The 23,419-nt window shown below is 70.8% G+C and carries 25 protein-coding genes; 13 read left to right on the forward strand and 12 right to left on the reverse strand.

Annotated features, from left to right (window positions below):
* Nucleotides 1-13: 13 nt before the first annotated feature.
* Entirely contained in the window at nucleotides 14-1,213 is a 1,200-nt protein-coding gene (locus ACIPSJ_RS51350; RefSeq protein ID WP_401357255.1) for a CaiB/BaiF CoA transferase family protein, read from the reverse strand.
* A gap of 128 nt (nucleotides 1,214-1,341) precedes the next feature.
* On the opposite strand from ACIPSJ_RS51350, the gene ACIPSJ_RS51355 reads away from it, so the two are divergent.
* The 8 genes from ACIPSJ_RS51355 (at nucleotide 1,342) to ACIPSJ_RS51390 (ending at nucleotide 9,096) form a co-directional block, all read left to right on the forward strand.
* Complete coding sequence (locus ACIPSJ_RS51355) at nucleotides 1,342-2,295, forward strand: LysR family transcriptional regulator (RefSeq protein WP_401357257.1); 954 nt, start codon at nucleotides 1,342-1,344, stop codon at nucleotides 2,293-2,295.
* Nucleotides 2,296-2,332: 37 nt separating this feature from the next.
* The gene (locus ACIPSJ_RS51360; RefSeq protein WP_401357259.1) at nucleotides 2,333-3,133 is read left to right on the forward strand and encodes an alpha/beta fold hydrolase; all 801 of its coding nucleotides are present in this window, start codon (nucleotides 2,333-2,335) and stop codon (nucleotides 3,131-3,133) included.
* Between the two features lie 157 nt (nucleotides 3,134-3,290).
* Complete coding sequence (locus ACIPSJ_RS51365; protein ID WP_401357261.1) at nucleotides 3,291-3,830, forward strand: phosphonopyruvate decarboxylase; 540 nt, start codon at nucleotides 3,291-3,293, stop codon at nucleotides 3,828-3,830.
* Entirely contained in the window at nucleotides 3,830-4,423 is a 594-nt protein-coding gene (locus ACIPSJ_RS51370; RefSeq protein ID WP_401357263.1) for a thiamine pyrophosphate-dependent enzyme, read from the forward strand. The genes ACIPSJ_RS51365 and ACIPSJ_RS51370 overlap by 1 nt, the downstream gene beginning before the upstream one ends.
* Nucleotides 4,424-4,440: 17 nt before the next feature.
* Nucleotides 4,441-5,907 carry an aldehyde dehydrogenase gene (locus ACIPSJ_RS51375; protein ID WP_401357265.1) on the forward strand — a complete coding sequence of 489 codons (1,467 nt, stop codon included), beginning with the start codon at nucleotides 4,441-4,443 and terminating at the stop codon, nucleotides 5,905-5,907.
* Nucleotides 5,908-5,959: 52 nt separating this feature from the next.
* Nucleotides 5,960-7,330: an MFS transporter gene (locus ACIPSJ_RS51380; protein ID WP_401357267.1), complete on the forward strand. Its 1,371-nt coding sequence runs from the start codon at nucleotides 5,960-5,962 to the stop codon at nucleotides 7,328-7,330.
* Between the two features lie 3 nt (nucleotides 7,331-7,333).
* Entirely contained in the window at nucleotides 7,334-8,194 is an 861-nt protein-coding gene (locus ACIPSJ_RS51385) for a hypothetical protein (protein WP_401357269.1), read from the forward strand.
* Nucleotides 8,191-9,096, forward strand: a complete 906-nt coding sequence (locus ACIPSJ_RS51390) for an HpcH/HpaI aldolase/citrate lyase family protein (RefSeq protein WP_401357271.1) — start codon at nucleotides 8,191-8,193, stop codon at nucleotides 9,094-9,096. The genes ACIPSJ_RS51385 and ACIPSJ_RS51390 overlap by 4 nt, the downstream gene beginning before the upstream one ends.
* Nucleotides 9,097-9,270: 174 nt before the next feature.
* On the opposite strand, the gene ACIPSJ_RS51395 is transcribed toward ACIPSJ_RS51390, so the two are convergent.
* From ACIPSJ_RS51395 to ACIPSJ_RS51420, 6 genes are all read right to left on the reverse strand, one after another.
* On the reverse strand, nucleotides 9,271-9,522 hold the full coding sequence (locus tag ACIPSJ_RS51395) for a LysR family transcriptional regulator (protein ID WP_401357274.1): 252 nt from the start codon (nucleotides 9,520-9,522) through the stop codon (nucleotides 9,271-9,273).
* A 433-nt stretch (nucleotides 9,523-9,955) separates the two neighbouring features.
* Nucleotides 9,956-10,777: an alpha/beta fold hydrolase gene (locus ACIPSJ_RS51400; RefSeq protein WP_401357277.1), complete on the reverse strand. Its 822-nt coding sequence runs from the start codon at nucleotides 10,775-10,777 to the stop codon at nucleotides 9,956-9,958.
* The gene (locus tag ACIPSJ_RS51405; protein ID WP_401357280.1) at nucleotides 10,774-11,955 is read right to left on the reverse strand and encodes an aminotransferase class I/II-fold pyridoxal phosphate-dependent enzyme; all 1,182 of its coding nucleotides are present in this window, start codon (nucleotides 11,953-11,955) and stop codon (nucleotides 10,774-10,776) included. The genes ACIPSJ_RS51400 and ACIPSJ_RS51405 overlap by 4 nt, the downstream gene beginning before the upstream one ends.
* 8 nt (nucleotides 11,956-11,963) lie before the next feature.
* The gene (locus tag ACIPSJ_RS51410) at nucleotides 11,964-12,578 is read right to left on the reverse strand and encodes an RraA family protein (RefSeq protein WP_401357283.1); all 615 of its coding nucleotides are present in this window, start codon (nucleotides 12,576-12,578) and stop codon (nucleotides 11,964-11,966) included.
* On the reverse strand, nucleotides 12,575-13,240 hold the full coding sequence (locus ACIPSJ_RS51415; RefSeq protein WP_401357285.1) for an RraA family protein: 666 nt from the start codon (nucleotides 13,238-13,240) through the stop codon (nucleotides 12,575-12,577). Before ACIPSJ_RS51415 ends, ACIPSJ_RS51410 begins: the two co-directional genes overlap by 4 nt.
* The gene (locus ACIPSJ_RS51420) at nucleotides 13,237-13,902 is read right to left on the reverse strand and encodes an RraA family protein (RefSeq protein ID WP_401357288.1); all 666 of its coding nucleotides are present in this window, start codon (nucleotides 13,900-13,902) and stop codon (nucleotides 13,237-13,239) included. Before ACIPSJ_RS51420 ends, ACIPSJ_RS51415 begins: the two co-directional genes overlap by 4 nt.
* A gap of 74 nt (nucleotides 13,903-13,976) precedes the next feature.
* Between ACIPSJ_RS51420 and ACIPSJ_RS51425 the strand changes: the two genes are divergently transcribed.
* Nucleotides 13,977-14,882 carry a LysR family transcriptional regulator gene (locus ACIPSJ_RS51425; RefSeq protein ID WP_401357291.1) on the forward strand — a complete coding sequence of 302 codons (906 nt, stop codon included), beginning with the start codon at nucleotides 13,977-13,979 and terminating at the stop codon, nucleotides 14,880-14,882.
* Nucleotides 14,883-15,627: 745 nt separating this feature from the next.
* Here ACIPSJ_RS51425 and ACIPSJ_RS51430 read toward each other — a convergent pair.
* Complete coding sequence (locus ACIPSJ_RS51430; RefSeq protein WP_401357294.1) at nucleotides 15,628-16,560, reverse strand: oxidoreductase; 933 nt, start codon at nucleotides 16,558-16,560, stop codon at nucleotides 15,628-15,630.
* A 114-nt stretch (nucleotides 16,561-16,674) separates the two neighbouring features.
* Here ACIPSJ_RS51430 and ACIPSJ_RS51435 point away from each other — a divergent pair, with 114 nt between their 5' ends.
* A complete protein-coding gene (locus ACIPSJ_RS51435; protein WP_401357318.1) occupies nucleotides 16,675-17,268 on the forward strand; it encodes a TetR family transcriptional regulator in 594 nt (197 codons plus the stop codon).
* 214 nt (nucleotides 17,269-17,482) lie between these two features.
* A complete protein-coding gene (locus ACIPSJ_RS51440; protein ID WP_401357297.1) occupies nucleotides 17,483-17,620 on the forward strand; it encodes a hypothetical protein in 138 nt (45 codons plus the stop codon).
* Between the two features lie 335 nt (nucleotides 17,621-17,955).
* Here the strand turns inward: ACIPSJ_RS51440 and ACIPSJ_RS51445 are convergent, their stop codons facing one another.
* Genes ACIPSJ_RS51445 through ACIPSJ_RS51455 form a run of 3 tightly spaced genes read right to left on the reverse strand, consistent with a single transcriptional unit; the run spans nucleotide 17,956 to nucleotide 20,343 of the window.
* Nucleotides 17,956-18,642 carry an epimerase gene (locus tag ACIPSJ_RS51445; RefSeq protein ID WP_401357300.1) on the reverse strand — a complete coding sequence of 229 codons (687 nt, stop codon included), beginning with the start codon at nucleotides 18,640-18,642 and terminating at the stop codon, nucleotides 17,956-17,958.
* Complete coding sequence (locus ACIPSJ_RS51450) at nucleotides 18,639-19,373, reverse strand: DUF998 domain-containing protein (RefSeq protein ID WP_401357303.1); 735 nt, start codon at nucleotides 19,371-19,373, stop codon at nucleotides 18,639-18,641. The genes ACIPSJ_RS51445 and ACIPSJ_RS51450 overlap by 4 nt, the downstream gene beginning before the upstream one ends.
* 58 nt (nucleotides 19,374-19,431) lie before the next feature.
* A complete protein-coding gene (locus ACIPSJ_RS51455) occupies nucleotides 19,432-20,343 on the reverse strand; it encodes an SDR family oxidoreductase (protein WP_401357306.1) in 912 nt (303 codons plus the stop codon).
* A gap of 99 nt (nucleotides 20,344-20,442) precedes the next feature.
* On the opposite strand from ACIPSJ_RS51455, the gene ACIPSJ_RS51460 reads away from it, so the two are divergent.
* A complete protein-coding gene (locus tag ACIPSJ_RS51460) occupies nucleotides 20,443-21,129 on the forward strand; it encodes a TetR/AcrR family transcriptional regulator (RefSeq protein ID WP_401357309.1) in 687 nt (228 codons plus the stop codon).
* A 312-nt stretch (nucleotides 21,130-21,441) separates the two neighbouring features.
* Here the strand turns inward: ACIPSJ_RS51460 and mftG are convergent, their stop codons facing one another.
* Nucleotides 21,442-23,010 (reverse strand): mycofactocin system GMC family oxidoreductase MftG, encoded by a 1,569-nt coding sequence (mftG, locus tag ACIPSJ_RS51465; RefSeq protein WP_401357312.1) that lies wholly within the window; start codon nucleotides 23,008-23,010, stop codon nucleotides 21,442-21,444.
* 171 nt (nucleotides 23,011-23,181) lie between these two features.
* Between mftG and mftA the strand changes: the two genes are divergently transcribed.
* On the forward strand, nucleotides 23,182-23,310 hold the full coding sequence (mftA, locus tag ACIPSJ_RS51470; RefSeq protein WP_401357315.1) for a mycofactocin precursor MftA: 129 nt from the start codon (nucleotides 23,182-23,184) through the stop codon (nucleotides 23,308-23,310).
* Nucleotides 23,311-23,419 lie beyond the last annotated feature (109 nt).

The following is a 23,419-nucleotide window of genomic DNA, read 5'->3' on the forward strand; positions in this document are numbered from 1 at the left end:
GGGCGGGCCGGTGTCACAGGACGTGCTGGGCACGCAGAGCGCAGATGTCGGCCGTGCTGTGTCCCAGTTCGGCCAGAATCCGTTCGGTGTGTTCGCCAAGCGCGGGTACGGGGTCCATGCGCGGGGAGCTGCCGGCCAGGTCCACCGGAGGCAGCAGCGCCGGGACCGCCGTTCCTCCGGGGATGCGGACGTCCCGCCAGCGGTTCCGTCCGGCGAGCACCGGATGTGCCAGGAAGCCGTCGATGTCGTTGACGCCGGCGTTGGCGATGCCGGCCTCGTCCAGCAGTTTCGTCACCTCGCCGCTGTCCGACTCCGCGAAGCGTTCGGAGACGATCGCGTTCAGTTGCTCGCGACGGGCCACGCGAGCCGAGCCGGTGGCGAAGCGCGGGTCGTCGACGAGGCCGGGGGCTTCGAGAATGTCCTCGCACAGGGCGGTCCACTCGCGTTCGTTCTGGATGGAGAACAGGACGTCCTCGCCGTCGGCGCAGGTGTAGGCGCCGTACGGGGCGATGGTGGCGTGCTGGGTGCCGACCCGCGGGGGCTGGGCGCCGCCGAAGCGGGTGTAGTAGGCGGGCTGGCTCAGCCATTCCGCCAGCGCCTCGAACAGCGACACCTCGACGGCCCGTACGACACCTGTGGTGGCCCGGGTGAACAGCGCGGTGAGGATGCCCGAGTAGGCGTACATGCCGGCGGCGATGTCGGCTATGGAGATCCCGACCCGGGCGGGCTCGTCCGGGCTTCCGGTCAGGGAGACCAGGCCGGTCTGGCACTGCACGAGCAGGTCGTACGCCTTGCGGTCGGCCCACGGCCCGCTGGTGCCGTAGCCGGAGACGGAACAGGGGATGAGGGACGGGAAGCGTGCCGCGAGGGCTTCGGTGCCGAAGCCCATGCGGGTCGTCGCGCCCGGCGCCAGGTTCTGCACGAACACATCGGCCCCTGCGAGCAGTTGCTCCAGGATCCGCCGCCCGTGCTCGGACTTCAGATCGAGGCTCAGGGACTCCTTCGACCGGTTGAGCCAGACGAAGTAGCTGGACTCGCCGTGCACCGTGGTGTCGTAACGGCGCGCGAAGTCGCCGCCTCCCGGGCGCTCCACCTTGATCACCCGGGCGCCGAGATCGGCGAGCTGACGGGTGGCGAGGGGGGCGGCCACCGCCTGCTCCAGGCTGATGACCGTGATGCCGGACAACGGCAGGTCTTCGGGGGACGCGGCCATGGGTGACCTCCAGGAGGGTTTCTGGTCCCGAACCGGGAGTACCATCATGAAGACTCATGGCATTCAGAGTGAAATAGCATTTCGTGATCCAGTCATGCCGACCGGGGATGGCGGCGGAGGAAGGGACCATGGACGTCAAACAGCTCAAGGCGCTCGTCACCGTCGCCGAGGTCGGCAGCGTCACCCGCGCCGCCGAGCTGCTGCACCTGGTGCAGCCCGCCGTCACCCGGCAGATCCGCACGCTGGAGCAGGAGCTCGGAGTGCCCCTCTTCGAGCGCACCCGTCAGGGCATGCGCCCCACGGACGCGGGGACGATCATGGTGGACCGCGCCCGGCGCGCCCTGAACGAGCTGGAGCGGGCCCGTGCCGAGGTGCGGCCCACCCCCGGTGCGGTGACCGGAATCGTCACGGTCGGCCTGCTCGAGAGCACCACCGATCTGCTGGCCGAAGCGCTCGTGACCGCCGTGGCACGCGATCATCCGGGCATCGATCTGCGGCTGATGACCGCATACTCCGGGCATCTCCAGCAGTGGCTCGACGACGGCGACCTGGACCTGAGCCTGCTGTACAACCTGGACAACACGCCCTCGCTCAACGCCCGCCCGCTGGTGCGCGAACAACTGTGGGTGGTCGCGCCCGCGACGGCCGGGTTGCGAGCCGACCGGCCGGTCCCGTTCGCCGAGGCCGCCGCCCATCCCCTCGTCATGCCCGCCGCCGGTCACGCGCTGCGCGCCCTGATCGACGGGGCGGCGAGCCGTGCCGGGGCCGAGCCGCACATCGCCGTCCAGACCAATTCCATGCCGGTCCAGAAGCAGCTCGTCCTCGCCGGGCACGGCTGGACCATACTGCCCGGCGTCGGGATCGCCGAGGACGTCGCGAGCGGAACACTGAGCGCCGCACCGCTTGCCGAACCCGACGTGTGGCGCTCGATCGTCCTCGCCACCCCCAGATACGGCCGGACACCCCCCGCCGTCGAGGTCGTCGCCCGCGAGCTGGTACGCCAGATCCGCTCGGCGGTGGCCGAGGGCCGATGGCTGTCGGCCCAGCTCCTGAACACCGGCGGCACTGCCGAAACCGAGTGACCTGCCACCACACCAGCACCACCCGAGGAACACGACCATGACGGACGCCCGATCGCTGCCCCACGCCATCGCCCGCGCGGAGGACGGCACCGCACTCGCCTATCAGCACAGGGGATCCGGCTCCCCGCTCGTGCTCCTCGCCGGGCAGGCGAACAACCACCACTGGTGGGACGGCATACGCGAGGACTTCCACAGCACGCACAGCACGATCACCATGGACTACCGAGGCACGGGCGCCAGCGACAAGCCCGAAACCGGGTACTCCACCCAGCAGTTCGCCAAGGACGCGATCGCCGTCCTCGACGATCTGGGCATCGAGCGCGCCGACGTCTACGGCACCTCCATGGGCGGCCGCGTCGCCCAGTGGCTCGCCGCCCGGCACCCCGGGCGGGTCGGGCGTCTCGTCCTCGGCTGCACCACCCCCGGCGGCCCGCACGCCGTCGAACGGGACACCTCGGTACGCCGCGCCCTGGTCCAGCCCGATCCCCGAGCCGCCCGCGAGGCGCTCATCGACCTGATGTACTCCCCGGCCTGGCGCACCGCGCACCCCGGCCCCTACAACACCCTCGGCGACCCGAGCGCGCCCCCGCACGCCCGGCGCGGCCATCTGCTCGCCAGCAACCAGCACGACGCCTGGGACGCCCTGCCGGCCATCAGCGCGCCGACGCTGATCCTCCACGGCGACCAGGACCGGATGGCCCCGCCGGACAACCTCCCCCTGCTCGCCGCCCGTATCCCCGACACCCGCACTCATCTCTTCTCAGGAGCCCGGCACGCGTACTTCGAGGAGTGCCGGGCAGAGGCGAGCGCCCTGGTCTCGGCGTTCCTCGCGGACTGAGAGAACACCGGGGCCCCCGGAGGTGTAGCCATACGCCTCCCGCATACGAGGATCACGACTTTCTATTGTTCAACCTCATCCATCAGCACTCATGATGATGGGCACTTCGAGCCACGAGCAGGCTCGAAGAAGCCATCGAGCAGCGGAGTCGCATCGGATGAGCCAGACACACGCACCCGCACCGCCCTCCTGGCAGGAGGACGTCTTCGCCGCACTCAAGAAGCGCGGCATCCAGCAGATCGCCTACGTGCCGGACGCCGGCCACTCCCACACCATCCGCGAGGCCCAGCGCGACCCCGCCATCCACGACGTCGTGCTGACCACTGAGGAGGAGGGCGTCGCCGTCGTCAGCGGCGCCTGGCTCGGCGGACAGCGCGCGGCGCTGCTGATGCAGAGCAGTGGCGTCGGCAACTGCGTCAACATGTTCTCCCTGTTGCAGATGTGCCAGTTCCCCTTCCTGACGCTGGTGACCATGCGCGGCGAGTACGCCGAGTTCAACCCCTGGCAGGGCCCCATGGGCCGCACCACCCAGCAGGCCCTCGAACTCATGGGGATCACCGTGCTGCGTGCCGACACCCCCGCAGAGGTCGAGGAGACCGTCGAGGCCGCGCTGGACTCGGTGTTCGAGGCGGGCGAGCGCGTCGCCGTACTCCTCGGACAGAAGCTGATCGGCCGCAAGAAGTGGGAGCGCGACTGATGACCACCACGGACGTACGACTCGACCGGCGCCGCTTCGTCGCCGACCTGACCGCCCGGCTCCCCGAGGACACGCTGATCGTCACCGGGCTCGGCTCCCCCAGCTACGACGCCTTCGCGGCCGGCGACCGCCCCACCAACTTCTACCTCTGGGGCGCGATGGGCGCCGCCGCACCGCTCGCCCTCGGTCTCGCCCTCGCCCAGCCGGACCGCCCGATCGTGGCGATCACCGGAGACGGTGAACACCTCATGGGCATCGGCGCGCTGGCCACCATCGGTGCCCGGCTCCCGCCCAACCTCACCCTCGTCGTCCTGGACAACGCCCACTTCGGCGAGACCGGGATGCAGCCCAGCCACACCGGCCTGGGCACCGACCTCGTCGCCGTGGCCCAGGGTTTCGGTATCCGTGACGCCGTCCGGATCGACGACCTGGCGCAGGCCGAGGGCCTCGCCGCACGCATCAGGGCGCGCGCCGCGACGACATACGCGCAGGTGCTGATCACCACCGCCGAGCCGCCCCGTGCCCTGCCGCCTCGTGACGGCGTCGCGAACAAGAACTCCTTCCGTGCCGCTCTCGGCCTGAACACCTTCTGATGCGGCGGTAACCTCCCATGCAGCGCTATGAGTTGTTCATCGACGGGGAAGGCCGCAAGGCCGCCGACGGTGAGTGGTTTCCCACCGACAACCCCTACCTGGGCACCCCGTGGGCCGAGATCGCCAAGGGCACCGCACAGGACGTCGACGACGCCGTGCGGGCCGCCGGCCGCGCTCTGCGCACCGGCCCCTGGGCCGAGTTGACCGCCAGCGCGCGCGGCGCCCTGCTGCGCCGGCTCGGCGACACCATCGCCGACAACGCCCGTCATCTCGCCGAGCTCGAAGTCCGCGACAACGGCAAACTGTTCACGGAGATGCACGGGCAGGTCGCCTACATCCCCCAGTGGTTCCACTACTACGGCGGGCTCGCCGACAAGATCGAGGGCACCGTTCCGCCGCTGGACAAGAAGGGCTACTTCGCCTACACGAAGAAGGAGCCCGTCGGAGTCGTCGCGGTCATCACGCCTTGGAACTCCCCGCTGTTGCTGCTGGCCTGGAAGATCGCCCCGGCCCTGGCAGCGGGCTGCACCGTGGTGGTCAAGCCGTCCGAATTCACCTCGGCCTCGACCCTGGAGCTGGCCCGGCTCTTCCACGAGGCGGGGCTGCCGCCCGGCGTGCTCAACGTCGTCACCGGCTTCGGCCAGGACGTCGGCGCACCCCTGGTGGAACATCCCCTGGTCCGCAAGGTGAGCTTCACCGGTTCGGATGCCACCGGCCGACGTATCGGTGAAGCCGCAGCCCGCGACTTCAAGCACGTCAGCCTGGAACTCGGCGGCAAGTCACCCAACATCGTCTTCGCCGATGCCGATGTGGAAGCCGCCGTGAACGGCGCCGTCTCCGGCATCTTCGCCGCCACCGGGCAGACTTGTATCGCGGGCTCCCGGCTGCTGGTCCAGGAGGACGTGCACGACGAGGTCGTGGCCCGCCTTGTCGACCTCGCGGCCACGGCCCGGATGGGTGATCCGATGGACGAGGACACCCAGGTCGGCCCCATCACCACACCCGCGCAGTACGCCAAGGTCCTCGGCTACATCGACATCGCGCAGCAGGAAGGCGCCCGGCTCGCCCTCGGCGGCAGGGCGGCCGACCGTGGCGGCTGGTTCGTCGAACCGACCGTCTTCACCGGCGTGCGCAACACCATGCGCATCGCCCAGGAGGAGGTCTTCGGCCCGGTCCTCGCGGTCATCCCGTTCAAGGACGAGGACGAGGCGGTCGAGATCGCCAACGACAGCCGCTACGGCCTCGGTGCCGGTGTGTGGACCAGCGACATGGGCCGCGCCTTCCGCATGGCCGACCGCGTCCGCTCCGGCACCGTCTGGGTCAACACCTACCGCGCGATCAGCTATCTGGCCCCCTTCGGCGGCTTCAAGGACTCCGGGATCGGCCGGGAGAACGGCATCGGCGCCGTCACCGCGTACCTGGAGGACAAGAGCGTCTGGATCAACACCGGCGCCCCCACCGGCAACCCCTTCGTCCTGCGCTGAGCGGCACCCGAACGAACCGTTCCCCGACGCGACGAGAGCAACGGAGCTTCCCATGTCGCAGAGCCGCACCTCCCTCCCCGGCCGCTCCCGGGTCACCGCGAACGTGATACGCGGCTGCCTGGGCAACCTGATCGAGTGGTACGACTGGTTCGTCTACGCCACCTTCAGCGTCTACTTCGCCTCCGTGTTCTTCCCCAAGGGCAACCAGACGGCCCAACTCCTGTCCACCGCAGTCGTCTTCGCCGTCGGCTTCCTCATGCGCCCCCTCGGCGGCTGGCTCCTCGGCGCGTACGCGGACCGGTACGGCCGCCGCCGGGCACTGACCCTGTCGGTCACCCTGATGAGCCTCGGCTCGCTCACCATCGCCCTGACTCCGGGCCATGACACCATCGGCCTCGGCGCACCGCTCCTGCTGGTCGTCGCCCGGCTGGCCCAGGGTCTTTCCGTGGGCGGCGAGTTCGGGTCCAGCGCCTCCTACCTCGCCGAGATCGCGCCCGCGGGCCGGCGCGGCTTCTACTCCAGCTTCCAGTACGTCTCCATCGTGCTCGGCCAGCTCGCCGCCCTGGTCGTGGCGATCGGCCTGCAGAACACGCTCACCGACGCGCAGTTGAAGAGCTGGGGCTGGCGGATCCCGTTCGTGATCGGCGCCGCGGCCGGTCTGGCCGTGATGTACCTGCGCCGGTCGATGGAGGAATCCGAGCAGTTCCGGCAGGAGCAGGCCAGGACGACCCGCCAGGACCCGGCCGTCGAGGAACGCAAGGGTCTGATCGCCCTGTTCCGGGAGTACCCGCGCCAGATCCTCGCGGTGTTCGGACTGGCCATCGGCGGCACGGTCGCCTTCTACACCTACACCACCTACCTGCAGAAGTACCTGGTCAACACGGCCGGCCTCGGCAAGTCCACGGTCTCCCTCGTCGGCTTCTGCGCCCTGTTCGTCTACATGCTGCTGCAACCGGCCGCGGGAGCGCTGTCGGACCGGATCGGCAGACGCCCGGTCATGTTCGGCTTCTCCCTCTGTGGCATGTTCTTGACCGTGCCGATCATGACCGTCCTCGGACACACTCGCAGTCCGTGGCTCGCCTTCCTCCTCATGACCGTCGCTCTGGCCTTCACCAGCGGATACTCCGCCCTGGCCGCCATCATCAAAGCCGAGATGTTCCCCACCAAGGTGCGCGCGCTCGGCGTGGGACTGCCGCACGCCCTGGTCACGGCCACCTTCGGCGGCCTGACCGAACCCATCGCACTGGCCCTGAAGAAGAGCGGCCACGAGATCGTCTTCTTCTGGTACGTCACCGCGTGCATCGCGCTGACATTCCTGGCCACCGTGCTCGTACGCGAACCGTCCCGCGCCTCCCTGCTGGAGGCCGGGACGGCGGCAGCTCCCTCCGGCCTGACCACCACACCCACCCCCCAGGGAAGCTGAGACATGACCACCCCGCTCGCCTCCTACGTGGAGTCGTGGCATCCCGAACCGGCAACGGACGAGGACGACCTGGCGCCCGGCCCGGCAGCCGCCCTGTCGGCCCTGCTGGACCTGCCCGACCCCGCCGCCAAGTCCGGGGACCCGCTGCCACCGCTGTGGCAGTGGCTCCATTTCCTCAACTGGCCCGCCCAGCACGAACTCGGCCCCGACGGGCACCTGCGCGAAGCACGCTTCCTGCCGCCCGTCCCCGACCGGCAGCGCATGTTCGCGGGCGGCCGCTGCGAGATCACCGAACCGCTCCGGCTGGGCGAACCGGCAGAACGCGTCAGCAGCCTGCAGGCCATCACACCCAAGCAGGGACGCACCGGCGAGCTGCTGTTCGTCACCGAACGCCAGGAGTTCCGGCAGGGCGGCCGCCTCTGCCTGGTCGAGGAGCAGGACATCGTCTACCGCTCGGGCCGCAGCGCCGGGCAGCACCCGGCAGCGCTGGACGCCCAGAGCGTCCCGACGGCCGAGGGTCCGTGGCAGCTGCGCCTGCAACCGGATCCGAGGCTGCTGTTCCGCTTCAGCGCACTCACCGCCAACGCGCACCGCATCCACTACGACACCCCGTACTGCCGCGAGCTGGAGGGCTATCCCGGCCTCGTCGTCCACGGCCCGCTGCTGGCCCTGCTCATGCTCGAACCGGTCCGTCGAGGCGCCCCGGAGCAGCAGGTGCGGTCCTTGTCCTTCCGGCTGCACCGGCCGGTGTTCGCCGGCGAACACCTGGTGGCCGACGGCACGTTCACCGGCGGGCGGGCCCGGTTGCACGTGGCCACGCACCGGGAGGCGGCACACGCGACCGCGGAGGTGACGTTCGCATGAGCCCGCCGGACAGCGACCCCATCGCCACCGCCAGGAGCCTGCTCTTCGTGCCCGGCAGTCGGCCCGACCGCTTCGACAAGGCGGCCTCAGCCGGCGCGGACCTGGTCATCATCGACCTGGAGGACGCCGTCGCACCCGAGGACAAGGACGGCGCCCGCGGCCATGCCGCCGCATGGCTCGCCCTCGGCAACCGGGCCGTCGTACGCGTCAACCCGCCCGGCACCCGCTGGTCCGAGACCGACCTGCGCATGGCTGCGGAGCACGGCTGCCCGGTCATGGTGCCCAAGGCCGAGGACCCTGCCGTCCTCGCCGGCATCAGTGCCCGCACGGGCGGGCGCTGCGGGATCCTCCCGCTGCTCGAAACCGCCCTCGGTATCGAGCGCGCCCGTGAGGTGTGCGCCGTCCCCGGCGTCGTGCGGGCCGCCTTCGGCAACGTCGACCTGGCCACCCAGCTGGGCGTCGCCCACGACGACCACCAGGCCTTGCTGCACGCCCGCTCGCAGCTGGTCCTCGCCGCGGCAGCGGCGGGCGGCTGCGCACCCGTCGACGGCGTCACCACGGCCGTACGAGACCCGGACGCGCTCCGCACGGACATCGCCCACGCCCGGCGTCTGGGCTTCACCGGAAAGCTGTGCATCCACCCGGACCAACTGCCCGCAGTGGCTGAGGGGTTCGCGCCGACCGAGGGCGAACTGCGCTGGGCGCGCGCAGTCCTCGGCGCGGCCGAGTCGGTCACCACGGTGGACGGGCACATGGTCGACAAACCGGTACTGGAGCGGGCCCGACGGGTTCTGACGCGGGCCGCCGGGCCGCACGCCGCGGCGTGGACGTGCCGTCCGGGCCCCACACCGCACCGGGGTCCGGGCGTACGTGCGGTGTGTGGGGACGGAGGCGGACGGTGATCGAGGGCACGGCCCGCCTCCGTGTCCGCGTCCGCGTCCGCGTGGAGACCGTCAGCCACCGCCCGCGGGCCGGTCCCGGTGGTGGTGCGCTCGCGTACGACGTCGCGCAGCAGCCCGAGGAACATGCACCAGCGAGGTGAACGTCGTGTCGACCTGGGTCACCAAGGGTGTTGGTCAGTGCCGGGAGCGATACCAAGGCCGCGCCGCTTCCTCGACGACCCGTCCGTGCTTCGCGAGCACCGCACCGGCCTCGGTGGGCCCCGCTCCCGGCGGCTCGCGCACGACGAGAGGCACCTGCCACTCGCACTCGGCCCTGGCCATCTGCCGCGTCACGACACCAGGCGTGGGTTGCCGTCCATGAGCGGCCACGCTCAACGAGCCGAACTCCTCGATCAACGCCGGCAGCCGCACGTGACCAGGATCCACGCCCTGTCCGCACCACGCGCCCGGACAGCCGGACCGCGGCCTCGCGGATTGCGTCGATCCCGAAGCCGGGCACGACGCCCGCCTCGACGTTCTTCCCGCTCACGGCGCCACCTCGAACAGCGTCTCGATCTCCACCGGGGACGTCGGTGCCGTCAGGCGCCGACGGCTTCGGCAGACGGAGCCCTCGCTCGGCGAGTCGGGCGTGGATGCCGGACAACCTGGTCCGTTCTTTCGGAGCGACGTGCCACAGCGAACGCCGCCGCCGAGGTGGCGGTGGCCGACGAGGGGCTGCGACCGGGCGAACCCATGGTGCGCACTGATCACCGAGAACGTCCGATAACACGCAGTGATCGCCCGATGCCCGCTCGGCATGGCACTTGGTTCGGGCACGGCGAAGTGGGCGAAGGACGCCGCGCGCCGGGTGGGTGTCTTCTCAAGAGTCGGCGTCGGCGCGTGAGACGAGGTCGGTGATGTGGGCCCACATCTGTGTCGGGTTGGAGTACATGGGGAAGTGGGCGCAGTGCTCGATCTCGGCGAGTTCGACACCGCCTTCCGCCAGGGCGGGCAGGTAGGACAGGGCGTTGTTCTGTTCCCCGTACATGAACGTCTTCGGCGCGGGGAGTCCAAGGAACCGGTCGAGCAGCTTGCCGTGGTCGGAGAGGTCGACCATGGACTCGAAGATGGTCCTGACCGCTGCGGCCCGGACCTTGTGGGGAAGGCTCGACGCGTACAGGGCTCCGCCGTAGAAGCGTGATCCTGCGACGCGTTCGGCGAACCGGGCCAGGAACTCGTCGGGATCGTCGTGGGAGTGGGTGGCGATCTGCCGGCTGAGGAAGCAGTCCTCGGGTGCGACGTTGCCCTCGATGTTGGTGAAGCTCGCGATCCTGCCGGGCTCGCCGTCGGCGAGCAGGAGTGCGGTCAGGCCGCCCATCGAGTGGCCGACGGCGTGGAACCGCTCGATCTGGCGGACCTTGAGGACCTGCTCGGCGACGGAGACGAGGAAGGGGACGGAGACGGCGTCGAGGTCCGCACACGTGCTGGCGCCACAGCCGGGCGCGTCGTAGGCCAGGACCGGGTGGTCGGCGAGCCGTTCCTGCTGGACGACGTCCGCATAGTCCTCCTTCGTCGAGCCGAAGCCGTGCAGGAACACCAGAGGCGTGCCGGTGCCACCGCGGTGGAAGCCGGATACCTCGATCCGGGTTGCGCCGACGGTGAGGGGGAGCGTGAAGCGTTCGAGCTTCCTGACGGGGCTCATCGGGCCTCCTCGGTCTGTCGAACGGTCGTCTCGTGCGCTGTGGGCCCGAGGGCGGTCTGCAGTCGCCCGATCGCGGTGCTCAGAGTTTCGTCGTCGACGGCGAAGCACACACGGATGCGTCCAGGGGCGTTGAACGCCTCGCCGGGAACGACCGCGAGATGGGCGATGTCGAGGAGCCAGGCGGCGAGTTCGGTGCTGCCGGCCCAGCCGCGGTCCCGGAGCAGTCCGGTGACGTCGGGGAAGGCGAACATGCCGCCGTCGGGCAGCGGGCAGTCGATGCCGGCGATCCCGTTCAGCGCCTCCACCAGCAGCGCGCGCCGGCGCCGGTAGTCGCGGGCGGCCTCGACGGGGGTGCCGGTGTCGCCCAGGGCGGCGAGGGCGGCCCGCTGGTTGACCGTCGGGACGTGGGTGATGGTGCGGGACACGTGGAGCCGCGCCGAGGCGATGATCTCCGGCGGCGCCGCGAGCCAGCCGACGCGCCAGCCGGTCATGGCGTGTTCCTTGGACACTCCGCCCACGACGATGGTGCGGGCGCGCAGTTGCGGAGCCGCACGGAGGATCGACCGGTAGGTCCCGGTGTAGTCGAATGCCTGGTAGATGTCGTCGCTGATGACCCAGACGCGGTGCCGCTGTGCCCAGTCGGCGATCTGCCGCAGTCGGGGCTCTGGGTGGACGGCGCCGGTGGGGTTGCCAGGGCTGGAGAAGATCACCGCACGGGTGCGCGGGGTACGGCGGTTGTCGAGTGCCTCGGCCGAGATCCGGAATTGGTCATCGGTGGGGACGGGGACGGCGACACCGCCTGCAGCGGTGACGACCTCGGCGTGGCCGGGCCAGCCGGGCGCGGCCACCAGGACCTCGTCGCCGGCGTCTATCAGGGCCTGGGTGGCGAGGAAGAGGGCGTGCTTCGCGCCGAGGGCGACCTGGACGTCGTCCGCGCTCCAGGGGAGCTGGGTGCCGTCGGTGACCGCGGCGGCGACGAGCGCGCGCAGGGCGGGGTCGCCCTGGGCCGTTCCGTAGTGATGGGTGGCGGGGTCGCGGACGGCGCCGACGGCGGCCTCCACGACCATGGCGCTGGTGGCTGCCTGGGGCTCTCCGGCGGCGAGCGTGATGACGTCCACGCCCTGGGCCCGCAGGGCTTGCGCTCTGGCGGCCACGGCGAAGATCGGATTGTCCGTCATCGGTGTCGTCACCGCCCGGCAGCTTCGAAGTCGTTGTACAGGTCGAGGGTGCTGCGGCCTTCCCGGAGCCGCTTCATCAACTCGTTCTCGTGGGCCGCGCGTGCGTCGGCGCGGTCGAGGATCCGCTCGCTGTCGGACACCGGAAGTGCCACGACTCCGTCGACGTCTCCGACGACGAGGTCGCCGGTCCGGACGGTGACGCCGCCGATCCTGACGGACCGCCCGCACACGCCGCGGAAGTCCTTGCGGGTTCCGAGGATCGCGTTGTTGCGTGAGAAGACCGGGAAGCCGAGGGCCTCGGTCTCCGCGGCGTCCCGGACGCCGCCGTCGATGAGCAGGCCCGCGATCCCCCGGTGCTGGGCGGCCACGGTGAGGATCTCGCCCCAGTGGCCGAAGCGGGCGCCGCCGACGTCGGCGACCAGGACCGACCCTGGCGGTGCCTGCAGTACGGCGTGGTGCAGGGCGAGGTTGTCGCCGCCGGCGCCCTGCACGGTGAAGGCCGGGCCGCACAGCCGGGCACCGGCCCACAGCGACCGGATCCGCGGCGACAGTGCCACGGGGAGCCCGGACGCCTCGGACAGGGTCGCGGTGGAATGGCCGCGGGCGAGGTCGTTGGTGCTCACGAGGGGTCCTTCCGGGTCTGGAGCGAGTGGTAGCCGTGCCGCGCACGCGCCTCGATGAGTGCGGCGCCGTCCCGGACGGCCTGGACGATGGCATCTTCGACGTGGTCGATACGCCGGGCGATGTCCGCGACCTCGTCCCAGCGGGCGGCCGGGACGGCCACGGCGCCGTCGTCGTCGGCCACGAGGATGTCGCCGGGGTGGATCAGGACGCCGTCGATGGTGACGGCCGTCTGGACCGCGGCCACCCGGACGCGGTCCTTGCCGGTGCGCATGAACCGGGAGACCGACCAGATCGGGTAGCCGGCGTCGGTCGCGACGGCGACGTCGCGGCAGGTGCCGTGGATGACGGTGCCCGCGACACCGCGCGCGTGGGCGGTCCGGCTCATGATGCCGCCCCACACCGTGCAGTCTGTGCGGCCGGCGTTGCTGATCAGGATCACCGCGCCGGCGGGGACGTCGTCGAGGAAGTCGCCCACCGTGCCGCCGGCCTCGTCGACCGGTTCATAGGTGACGGTGAAGACGGGTCCGGCGGCCCGCTGGCCCTGACGCAGCGCGCCGATGCCGTGCAGGGATCCGGGGAGCCCGAGCGAGTCGAGGGCGTCGGAGACCGACGCGGTGGACAGATCGGCGGTGAGATTCCAGGCGCCGGTGGGGTCACTCATCGGGCCGCCTCCCTCTCTCCGGCGAGGCGGGCGTCGTGCATGGCCTGGGAGAGGGGTGCGCCCGCACGTACCTCGTCCGCGATGGCGCGCTCCCGGCCGACGATCGCCTCGGCGATTTCCGCCACCTCCTCGGCCCGGCCCCGCGGGACGCCGACGAGACCGGTCTCGTCGGCGAGGACGACGTCGCCCTGCGCAACCGTGAGCCCGGCGATGCCGACCGGCTCGCCGGTGGAGCGCTGCCGCAGCCTGCCCCGCGCCGTGGCCGGAATCGAGCCCCGCGAGAACACCGGGAAACCCAGCTCACGGGCCTCCGCCAGGTCGCGGCACACGCCGTCGGCGACGACACCGCGAACACCACGGAGGGACGCGCCCAGGCTGAGGATGCCGCCCCAGCACGACACGTCGGTGCGGCCCTGGTTGTCGACGACGATCACGCTCTGGTCGTCCGCGTTCTCGACGGCCGTGGTGGCGATGTGGGCGCCGGCAGGGCCTTCGTTGCGCGGCTCGAGCTTCACGGTGACGGCGAATCCCACGACGGCCGCCGGACCCCACGCCGGACGGATGCCGCCGACTCCGGAGGGAAGCCCCAGCTGGTCGAGCGCGTCGCTGACCGCGGCGGAGTCGAGTGCCGCGAAGCGGTCCAGGAGAGATGAGTTGCTCATGGCTTCCACTCCAACAGCCTCCAGCTATATTCGGAAGGTCTGATTTCATCTCTCAGTAAGAGGCTGTGCGAATCATGGTCGAGATCCGGCAGGCCCGGTACTTCGTCGCGGTCGCCGAGGAACTCCACTTCGGCCGCGCGGCTGAGCGGCTGCAGATGTCCCAGCCACCGCTGTCCCAGGCGATCAAGCAGCTCGAACAGCGACTCGGCTGCGAACTGCTGCACCGCACTCAGCGGTCGGTTGCGCTCAGCCCTGCCGGAGCCGTGTTCCTGGACCACTGCCGCACCCTCATCCGGTACGCCGAGGAAGCCGAAGCCGCCGCCCGTCAGGCCGCCACCGGGCGCGGCGGTCGGCTGAGCCTGGGCGCGGTCGCCTCCGCCTTTTCGTGGCCCCTGCCGCTCGTCCTGGACCGGTTCCACGAAGCCCTGCCGGACGTCGAGATCCGCACCCAGGAGATCGACACCCACGAGGCCGCAGCCGGGCTCCTCGACCGCTCGCTCGACTGGGCGATCGTGCGCCAGACCGCGCCCGTGCGCGGCACCATGGCGACCTCGCTCTTCGCCGATCGGTTCGTCGCGGCCCTGCCCCTCCGCCACCCGGCCGCCGATGCCGTCGGCCCACTGGATCTGGCGGACCTCGCGGGCGGCCCGTGGGTGTGGCTGCACCGCCACATCTCGCCCGACTACCACGACGCCATGGCGGCCATCTGCCGAGCGGCAGGGTTCAGCCCTGCCCCCGCCCATTGGGCGCGGTCGGTGACCTCGCAGATCTCCATGGTCGAGTGCGGGCTCGGCGTCACCGTCGTGCCCGCCGCGGCCTCCGCGTCACGCCCCGCCGTCCGTTTCAGACCGCTCCGTCACGCGACGGCGACCATCGAACTCACCGCCATGACGAGAGTCGGCCCCGGAGCGCTGGCCGAACGCCTCACAACCATCGCGACACAACTGACCACGACGCAGGCACCGCCGCCGCCCGACTGACTCCGGGCGGCGGGCACACTCGTCCCGCAGGCCATCCCCTGGCAGGGGGGAGCCACCGTTGCCTTCTCAAGAGGACGCAATCAGCCTTGGCCGAGAGGGAGCAGCGTCGTCCGGGTCACCTCGGCGATCCACCCGCCCCCAACTCCTCGCCGCAGTGCCCGGGTCAGCTCACGGTTGACCGCGCGGCCGGCCTCCACTTCATCGGCCCGTTCGGGCTTCATCATGTGTGCTCACTCCGCGTTCGACCGCCAAGACCAGCGGACACGACGGCCATGGCGGTACGGGGAACTGCCGTCGCGCTTGCGGTGGCGGGCCCCTCGGTTCGTGGGTCTGCTCCAAGACCGAGTGCGGCACGGCGACCTGGCGCTGCCCGCCGTTGCCGGGCCCCCGCGCTCACGCACCAGCGCAAGACGAAGACAAGACCCTCGGCGTACGCCTTCGTCGTCGGCTCCGCCCGGCCTCGCGCCGGCAGGGTCTCCCGCAGGAATCGGTCGGCATCCTCGACGACCTCAAAATCGTCATCCCCGCGGTCCGGTACCGGAGGCCCGCGTGGCGTTCTCCTGTGAAGCCCGAACAGCTCGAACGAAGCAGTGTGTTCCCGAAATTGCCCTGGGGATCCGGTCGGGGCATTTCGTATGCCAGGGCGGGAAACCGGCCCCGATGACGGCCCCGGCATGGGGTTCTCACCGGCGGCCGGCCGCGTGCGGGGTTCGCGTATGTCGCCGGGGCATGCCGGTGACCCTGATCATGCCGAGGCGGCGATGGCGTAGCGGATACCGGTCAGGTCCTCGGACAGGTCCCACAGCCGGCGTGCGGTGTCGGGGTCCTCGGCCGCGGGATCCGGACGGACGACCGTGGGGTGCCCCCGAAGTTCCTTCCAGCCGTCGGGGCCGTAGAACTGTCCGCCTTCGACGCCGGGCGCGGTCGCAGCGCGAAGCTGGGACAGGACGCCGATCTCGGCGTCCTGGGCGAAGAACCGTTTGACGAGCGCGCCACCCACCCGGATCAGGCCGGTCGGGCCGGTGCTCTGCAGGTTCGTGGCCGAGATCCCGGGATGGGCGAGCAGGCTGCGTATCGGGCTGCCTGCCGCACGGAGCCTGCGGTCGAGTTCCAGGCCGAACAGGACGTTGGCGAACTTCGACTGGTCGTAGTACTTCACCGGTGCGTAGTCCCGGGCGCCGGTCAGGTCGTCGAAGTGGATACGGCCGCCATGGTGCCCGATCGAGCTGACCGTCACCACGCGCGGATCGCGCCCCGCCTGCAACAGGTCCAACAGCAGGCCGGTGAGGGCGAAGTGGCCGAGATGGTTGCCGGCGAACTGCATCTCGTGACCCTGCGGACTCAGCGCGCGGGGCGGCGCCATCACCCCCGCGTTGTTGACCAGGACGTCCACCGGCACCCCGTCGGCATGGAGGCGAGCGGCGAACTCCGCGACCGAGTCCAGGTCGGCGAGATCGAGACTGCGCACCTCCAGGCTCACGCCGGGCTGGGCGTCGCTGAGGCCGGCGACGGCCCGGCGGCCCTTCGCCTCGTCCCGAACGGCCAAGACGACGTGCGCCCCGTGGCGGGCGAGGTGCCGGGTGGTGGCCAGGCCGAGACCGCTGTTGGCCCCGGTGACGACGAAAGTCCGCCCGGCCAGGTCAGGGATGCGGGCTGCGGTCCACTCGCTGTCTGTCATGAGACTCAGACTGCCACTAATGACACAATGCGTCAACCAAGGCCTAGTGCGCCTCGACTAGCGCGAGGTAGCATCGGTGTCGTGGTGGATACGAACACGGGCCCGACGGCCAACATGGCGGAGCGCAAACGTCAGCTGGTACGTGGCGAACTGGCCGAAGCCGCGGTCAAGTTGCTGGCCGACCAGGGATTCGAGGAGACGACGGTCGACCAGATCGTGGCCGCCGTGGGAATGTCACGCCGCACGTTCTCGCGGTATTTCGATTCCAAAGAAGACGTGATCGTGCACATGCTCGCTGAAGCGGGCGTCCACCTGTGCGCGGAACTGCGCGCCCGGCCAACCGACGAACCCCCCGCGGTGGCGCTGCGCCACGCCCTGTCGGTGTTCACCTCCCTGAGCATCGGCAATCCGGACAAGACGCTGCGCGTGAGCAGGCTGATCCTCGACACGCCGGCCCTGCTGGCCCGCTTCCTGGAGCGGCAGTCGCAGTGGCAGACCGAGATGACCGGCATCCTCGCCCGGCGTACCGGGCTGGATCCCGACGCCGACCTACGCCCCGCTCTCGCCGCGGGCGTTGCGCTCACCGCATTCCAGACGGGGCTGCGCCGCTGGGTGGACAGCGACGGCACCAAGGACATGGACAAGCTGGTCGACCAGGCTTTCGCATGGGTCACGCCGGCACTCGATCTCCCCACCGACCTGGGCTGACGTCTCCCACAGCGGACGTCACTCGCTGCCGCCGGAGGGAGCGGCCGCTCACGAGGACTGTCCCAGGCGCCCTGGGACACGGAGGCCGCTCTCCAGGGGCTTGTTTGTGGCCGTCAGGAGGAACGCGACGATCCCCAGCACAGCCACAGCCGCCGGGGCACAGCTGAGCTGCCCGCCGGTCTCTCCGAGCCGACGGCGCCGTTTCGACACGTGCGTGGCGGTGTACCTGCTGGTGCTCGGCCTCCTGCTGAATTCTCTGGCCGGCCTCTGGTCGGCCGACCCGACAGCCGGCTACGTACTGGTCTCCTACGCGCTGCGCGAGGTCAAGGAGATCCTCTCCAGCGAGCACTGACGGCCTGGACCAGCCAGCGGCACGTCCTTCTCCGGCAGAGTCCGGACCGGGGCACGGCGAAGCGCCGCATTGCCCGTGCCCAGGTGCTGTCGCCTGTCGTGAACTTCGAACATGGCGTGGGACCAGCACCTCCCAAACCACTGAACAAGTGCTGTCGCATCTGGATCGCGATGAGAGCCATCCCCGCGACGAGCAGGGCAGGTCGCCAACTTCTTCTGGTCACGCCGAGGACCGTGGCCAACCACGAACGCAGCGTCGGGGCAGGTGGCGTGAGCTGATCAGCGAGACCGGCCGGACTCCGGCTGGACGCCCGCATCGTGGCGGCGCACTCGCCGTCACGCGTGGATTGGGGCCTGTGTGGCCACGGTGACGATGTCGCGGTTCTCCAGGACGTGGCGGGAGTAGCCGTGGCGGGCGAGGTGCAGTGCGACCTGGCCGAGTTGCGCGGTGCTGGTCATGAGGACGGGCGCGAGCCGTAGCAGGCGCAGGAGCGGAGCGAGCGGGGTGACGAGGGTGTTGGCCCACCGGTAGGCCGCGGTCTTCGACCGCAGGCCGTGGGAGGGCTGCACGAAGCCGGGGCGCAACGCGTAGCCGTTGGGGAGGGTGGCGATGACCGCGTTCTCGGTGCGGCCCTTGACCCGCGCCCAGCGGCTGCGGCCCTTCTCGGTGCTGTCGGTGCCGCCGCCGGAGACGTAGACGAACGTCAAGGCCGGGTTGACCTTGGCGAGCGTGCGCGCCGCAGCCACGGTGAAGTCGTAGGTGATGCGTTCGTAGTCCTGCGGGCTCAGACCGGCCGAGGAGACACCGAGGCCCCAGAAGCAGGCGTCGGCGCCGCGCAGCTCTTCGGTGGTCGCGGTGAAGTCGAGGAAGTCGGCGTGCTGGACCTGGCGCAGCTTGGGGTGCGTCAGGCTCAGCGGTGTACGCCCGATGGTGACGACCTCGGTGACGTCGGGGGCCCGCAGGCTCTCCTGGAGGAAGCCGTCGCCGATGAGGCCGCTCCCGCCGAAGACAACTACCTTCATGCGGTCCTGCTCCTTTCCCTGAGCGCACTGTCGGTTCTGCGACGGGCCCGGCGGTGGATCGCGGCGAACGCGGCGATGCCGACGAGGAGTTCGACGGACATGATCGTGTAGACCGAGGCGCGTTCGGCGACCGCGACACCCGTGATGACGCCGGAGGAGGCGACGATCGCCGCCCAGACGAACATGACCACCACGCTGACCGTCCCGGCGGCGCCCAGGACCACGAGCGCGATGCCCAGACGTCGGTGTGCCTGCCGGCACAGGCCGGCACCTGCGGCCATCGCGGCGAGGTTGCCTCCGAAGATCGCGAGCGCGGCGCCGGAGGTGTGCAGGGCGATGGTGCCGTCGGCGACCGCCTCGGGGGAACCGGGGAAGGTGCCGACCAGCAGCAGCCCGACCCCGGTGACGATGCCGAGGATGCGGACCCGGCGGCCCGGCCGCTGCGGCAGAAGCGGGGCCAGAAGGCATACGGCGAGGGTGAACAGGACGCCGTGGGTGATGAAGGCGGTGTTCATGACGGCGTGCATCGGTGAGCAGACCGGGTGTCCGGCGAGGTCGCCGCAGCTGGGTACGCCGAGGTCGCTGATCGCGTTGACGCCGTAGCGGTAGGCGGGGCGTCTCCAGGCTGCCGCACTCACCGCTTCCGCGGTGATGTACAGGAGCGGGTTGAGTATGAGCAGGAGGCTCCCGGTGAGAGCTCTCGCGCGGTGCGCGCCGATCTGAGCGGGCATGGCGTCCTGTCGACGGGGTCGGTGGCCGATGGGTGCGGTGGGCCGGGGCGGGCGAGGTTCAGAGGCCGGCGGGTACGGAGACGCCGGTGAGCTTTTCGGCTTCGGCCCACAGCCGGGCCGCGACCTGCTTGTCGGCGGCCGTACGCGGCAGCTTCGCGACGACCGGCGGGCCGACCATGGACCAGCGGGGCCCGTAGTAGGCGGCCTGCTTCGCCTCGGGGTCGGTGGCCGCGCGCAGCAGCGGCTGGGCGCCGCCGGTGGCGTCCTGCGAGGGCACGATGCGGCCGAGGATCCGCAGGAGCAGCGGCGGGCGGCCGCCCATGGTCGGGCCGTTGGCGGCGATGTTGGTGCGGGCGCTGCCCGGGTGCGCGCCGACGGACAGCAGCCGCCACCCGTTCTGCACGGCGAGGTCGGCCAGGTGCTGGCTCATCAGCAGGTCGGCGAGCTTGGACTGCGCATAGGCGGGGATCGCCTTGTAGCCGTCGGCCGCGTTCAGGTCGTTGAAGTTGACGGTGCCGCGGGCGGCCTGGCCGCTGCTCATCGTCGCCACCCGCGGTGCGAGGGCCTTGAGCAGCAGCGGGAGCAGTCGGACGGTGAGGGCGAAGGGGCCCAGGAAGTTGCTGCCGAACTGCAGCTCGAAGCCGTCCTTGGTCTCGTGGCGCACCGGGGGCATCATCACGCCGGCGTTGTTCAGCAGCAGGTCCAGCGGCCTGCCGTCGGCGATCAGGCCGTCGGCGAAGGCGCGGACGGTGTCCAGGTCGGCCAGGTCGAGGTGACGCACCTCGACCTGGGCGCCGGGGTGGGCGGTGAGGATGTCGCGCTGGGCCTGCTCGCCCTTGGTGACGGTGCGCACGGCGAGGATCACCGTGGCTCCCGCTGCGGCGAGGGCACTGGCGGCGGCCTTGCCGGTGCCACTGTTCGCGCCAGTGACGACGGCGAGCTTTCCGTGCTGGTCAGGGACCTGGTACATGACGGACTCCTATTACGTACTGCCGGTATCTTGTCTCCGCTCCACGGTAACGTACCGCCGGTCACTTATCAAAGTACCGACGGTATGTAATATGTGGACATGGCTTTCCAGCGAGCACGTACCGACGAGCAGCGCGCCCAGCGACGCCGGCAGATTCTTGAGGCCGCCGCCGGGATGCTGACCGAGATGCCGGTCGCGCAGCTGAGCCTGAACGAGCTGAGCCGACGCGTCGGCCTGGCCAAGGCGAACGTGCTGCGCTACTTCGAGTCGCGCGAAGCCGTCCTGCTCGTCCTGCTCGACGCCGAGGTGAAGGACTGGATCACCGCGCTGGAGGCCACCGAGCTGCCCGGCGAGGGCACGCCGCGTGAGCGCGGGGACCGTCTCGCCGAGCTCCTGGCCGTCTCCATGTCCGCACGTCCGGTGCTGTGTGACCTGCTCAGCACGCAGGCCGCGGTGCTGGAGCACAACATCTCCACCGAGGCCGCCATCGGCCACAAGCTCGCCGCACGGCAGTCGATCGAGGCACTGGTTCGGCTCGTGGCACGGCACCTGCCCGAACTCGGCCCGGACGGCGCGGTGGCCCTCGTGGAGACCACTTTGCTGATGGCGATGACGGCCTGGCCCTGCAGCCACCCCTCGGAAGCCGTACAGGCCGCCTACGCCTCCGACCCGGCACTGTCCGGTATGCGCATCGACTTCATCGACCTGCTGCGCCGCACCGCAGCGGTAACCGCCTCCGGCCTCCTCGCCCGCCAGGAGACGGCAAACGCCAGCCCGATCACCTGAATACCTGTTTCCGAAGTCCTGTTCGCCGTAGGCCTGTTGAGCACCTTGAAGGAATGAGTGACCTGGCGTATCGGGTGCGGGCAAAGATGCCGGAACTGTGGGGACCTGCTCAGGAACCGCCTCCAGGCCATCGAGCGCGAGACCGAAGTGGTCTGACAACTGGGGACGTTCGCAGTTCTCCGTGTCCAGCGACGCGGAGCCGGACATGGGGGCGTTCCGAGAAGTGGTCCGGGCCAGGCGGCGGGAGTCATCGGCCTGAATCGGCAGTCCCTGACCAGGGCCGGCGTCCTGGCGGGCGCACGGCCCCACCGGTCAGGGCAGTTCGCCGCGCATGGCCCCGCCCACCAGTTCGCCGATCAGGACAGCGGTCGCCGCCGGGCCGCGCAGCGGAGCCGTGGGCAGGATGGAGGTATCCGCCACTCGGAGTCCGGCGATGCCGTGCACCCTGCCGAAGGGGTCGACGGCGGAACGTGAATCGTCTGCGGGTCCCATCGGCACGGTGCCGCAGGTGTGGTGGGACGTGCCGAGATGCGAGGCCACCCATGCGTCCAGGGCCCGTTCGTCGCCGAGCGTGCGCGGACCGGGCTCGAGCAGGCCGAGGGAGGCTGCGCCGAAGGCACGCGTGGCGATCAGCTCCGCGGTGGTGCGGACCACCTCACGCAGCCGTCGCCGGTCCTCGGCCGTGGCCAGATAGCCGTACTCGATCAGCGGCTGGTCCTCCGGGTCGGCGGAGACCGTGCGCAGACTTCCGCCGGTTCGCGGCGACTGGACGGACACGAGGAACGCCAGGGGGGCACCGGGAACCGCCGTCCTGCCGCCGACCAGCCCGGCCATCGGAACGAGCGACTGCAGGATCTCCAGATCGCCGGTGTGGGTTCCGTCCGACGACGACAAGTGCAGCCCGGGGCCGAGCCAGGTGTCGGCGGGCTCGGCGAGAGGCCTCCGAGGCGTCCATTCCAGCACGAGTTGCGGATGGTCGCTCAGCCTCGCGCCCACGGCGGGCAGGTCCTGGACGAGCGGGATGCCGAGTCGTTCGAGAGCGGCACGCGGTCCCACTCCGGACAGGTGCAGCAGATGCGGGGACCCGAATCCCCCGGCGCAGAGGACGACCTCCCCCGCCTCCAGGACCGTGGACACACCGTCGCGTTCGACCACCACGCCGGTGGCCCGGCCGTGCCTGGTGATCACCTTCCTAACCGAACTGTGCCCAACCACCGTGAGGTTGGGCCGGGTGAGCGCGCTCAGCAGGTAGCTGATCCCCGTGTTGACGCGCCGTCCGTCGACGGCGTTGGAAGGAACCGGGCCGAATCCCGGGGCACCCTGGGCGTTCTTGTCGGGCTCCTCCGGAAAGCCCAGCTCACGCGCGGCCGCCCGGAACGCCGCTGCGGCGGGATGCCGTAGATCCGTGCGCCGGATCCGCACCGGCCCCCGGTCGCCGTGCAGGTCGTCGGCACCGTGGTCGAGGTCGTTCTCCAAGTCGCGCAGGAGCGGCAGCAGGCGGTCGTACGACCATGCGGCACCGCCCACCGCGGACCAGCGGTCGAAGTCGGCCCGCCGGGCCCTGATGAAGTAACCGCCGTTGACCGTGGTCGATCCGCCGAGATAGCGCCCACGCGGCACCGTATACGGGCGGTTCGGCGTGAGGTGTACCGAGTACGGCCGTACAGCGGCGTGCCCGGGCTGCGCGCCGGGCACCAGCCGGGCGTCCAGCAGTTCGGCGCCGAAGGCCGTCAAGTGGCGCGGCACCGGCCCGGCTTCGAGCAGCAGCACCGTACGGGCGGGGTCCTCGCTGAGGCGGGCCGCGAGGGCGGCACCACTGGCTCCCGCCCCCACCACGACGACATCGGGGCGGCCCGCCGGGCCGGTTCGTGTTCGGCTCATACCTCGCTTCGCCTCCTGCACCGCGACCACAGCATCGTATATGAAATCGAATAACAAAAGATGCAACATGGTCTTCACTTTTGACACCCGGTGTCGTTACCCTCCGAGAAGCCGAGCCGAACATGACCGGCGCAGACCCCGCACCGCCCTGGAACCGCCCGAGGAGGGCCCGTGAACGAGCTCCAGACCGCCCAGACCGCCGAGGTCACCGCCGACGAGGCGGCCGCCCACGAGCCGCTGGTCGAGGCGGACGAGTTGATCGAGGAGGTCTCCATCGACGGCATGTGCGGCGTCTACTAGGCGCCGCCGGATGTCCGCGATGGACCTCGACCGCGCGATGGACCTGGACCGTGCCTGGGACCTGCATCCGCAGGTCTCGGTGCGGCCCGAGCCCTTCGGCGCGCTGCTG

Source organism: Streptomyces sp. NPDC090088 (assembly GCF_044747345.1).
GTDB lineage: Bacteria > Actinomycetota > Actinomycetes > Streptomycetales > Streptomycetaceae > Streptomyces.

What these genes read in the sequence shown, in the direction of transcription:
- ACIPSJ_RS51350 (WP_401357255.1), bottom strand. Translation starts at nt 1,213, where the DNA reads ATGGCCGCGTCCCCCGAAGACCTGCCGTTGTCCGGCATCACGGTCATC.
- ACIPSJ_RS51355 (WP_401357257.1), top strand. Translation starts at nt 1,342, where the DNA reads ATGGACGTCAAACAGCTCAAGGCGCTCGTCACCGTCGCCGAGGTCGGC.
- ACIPSJ_RS51360 (WP_401357259.1), top strand. Translation starts at nt 2,333, where the DNA reads ATGACGGACGCCCGATCGCTGCCCCACGCCATCGCCCGCGCGGAGGAC.
- ACIPSJ_RS51365 (WP_401357261.1), top strand. Translation starts at nt 3,291, where the DNA reads ATGAGCCAGACACACGCACCCGCACCGCCCTCCTGGCAGGAGGACGTC.
- ACIPSJ_RS51370 (WP_401357263.1), top strand. Translation starts at nt 3,830, where the DNA reads ATGACCACCACGGACGTACGACTCGACCGGCGCCGCTTCGTCGCCGAC.
- ACIPSJ_RS51375 (WP_401357265.1), top strand. Translation starts at nt 4,441, where the DNA reads ATGCAGCGCTATGAGTTGTTCATCGACGGGGAAGGCCGCAAGGCCGCC.
- ACIPSJ_RS51380 (WP_401357267.1), top strand. Translation starts at nt 5,960, where the DNA reads ATGTCGCAGAGCCGCACCTCCCTCCCCGGCCGCTCCCGGGTCACCGCG.
- ACIPSJ_RS51385 (WP_401357269.1), top strand. Translation starts at nt 7,334, where the DNA reads ATGACCACCCCGCTCGCCTCCTACGTGGAGTCGTGGCATCCCGAACCG.
- ACIPSJ_RS51390 (WP_401357271.1), top strand. Translation starts at nt 8,191, where the DNA reads ATGAGCCCGCCGGACAGCGACCCCATCGCCACCGCCAGGAGCCTGCTC.
- ACIPSJ_RS51400 (WP_401357277.1), bottom strand. Translation starts at nt 10,777, where the DNA reads ATGAGCCCCGTCAGGAAGCTCGAACGCTTCACGCTCCCCCTCACCGTC.
- ACIPSJ_RS51405 (WP_401357280.1), bottom strand. Translation starts at nt 11,955, where the DNA reads ATGACGGACAATCCGATCTTCGCCGTGGCCGCCAGAGCGCAAGCCCTG.
- ACIPSJ_RS51415 (WP_401357285.1), bottom strand. Translation starts at nt 13,240, where the DNA reads ATGAGTGACCCCACCGGCGCCTGGAATCTCACCGCCGATCTGTCCACC.
- ACIPSJ_RS51420 (WP_401357288.1), bottom strand. Translation starts at nt 13,902, where the DNA reads ATGAGCAACTCATCTCTCCTGGACCGCTTCGCGGCACTCGACTCCGCC.
- ACIPSJ_RS51425 (WP_401357291.1), top strand. Translation starts at nt 13,977, where the DNA reads ATGGTCGAGATCCGGCAGGCCCGGTACTTCGTCGCGGTCGCCGAGGAA.
- ACIPSJ_RS51430 (WP_401357294.1), bottom strand. Translation starts at nt 16,560, where the DNA reads ATGACAGACAGCGAGTGGACCGCAGCCCGCATCCCTGACCTGGCCGGG.
- ACIPSJ_RS51435 (WP_401357318.1), top strand. Translation starts at nt 16,675, where the DNA reads ATGGCGGAGCGCAAACGTCAGCTGGTACGTGGCGAACTGGCCGAAGCC.
- ACIPSJ_RS51445 (WP_401357300.1), bottom strand. Translation starts at nt 18,642, where the DNA reads ATGAAGGTAGTTGTCTTCGGCGGGAGCGGCCTCATCGGCGACGGCTTC.
- ACIPSJ_RS51450 (WP_401357303.1), bottom strand. Translation starts at nt 19,373, where the DNA reads ATGCCCGCTCAGATCGGCGCGCACCGCGCGAGAGCTCTCACCGGGAGC.
- ACIPSJ_RS51455 (WP_401357306.1), bottom strand. Translation starts at nt 20,343, where the DNA reads ATGTACCAGGTCCCTGACCAGCACGGAAAGCTCGCCGTCGTCACTGGC.
- ACIPSJ_RS51460 (WP_401357309.1), top strand. Translation starts at nt 20,443, where the DNA reads ATGGCTTTCCAGCGAGCACGTACCGACGAGCAGCGCGCCCAGCGACGC.
- mftG (WP_401357312.1), bottom strand. Translation starts at nt 23,010, where the DNA reads ATGAGCCGAACACGAACCGGCCCGGCGGGCCGCCCCGATGTCGTCGTG.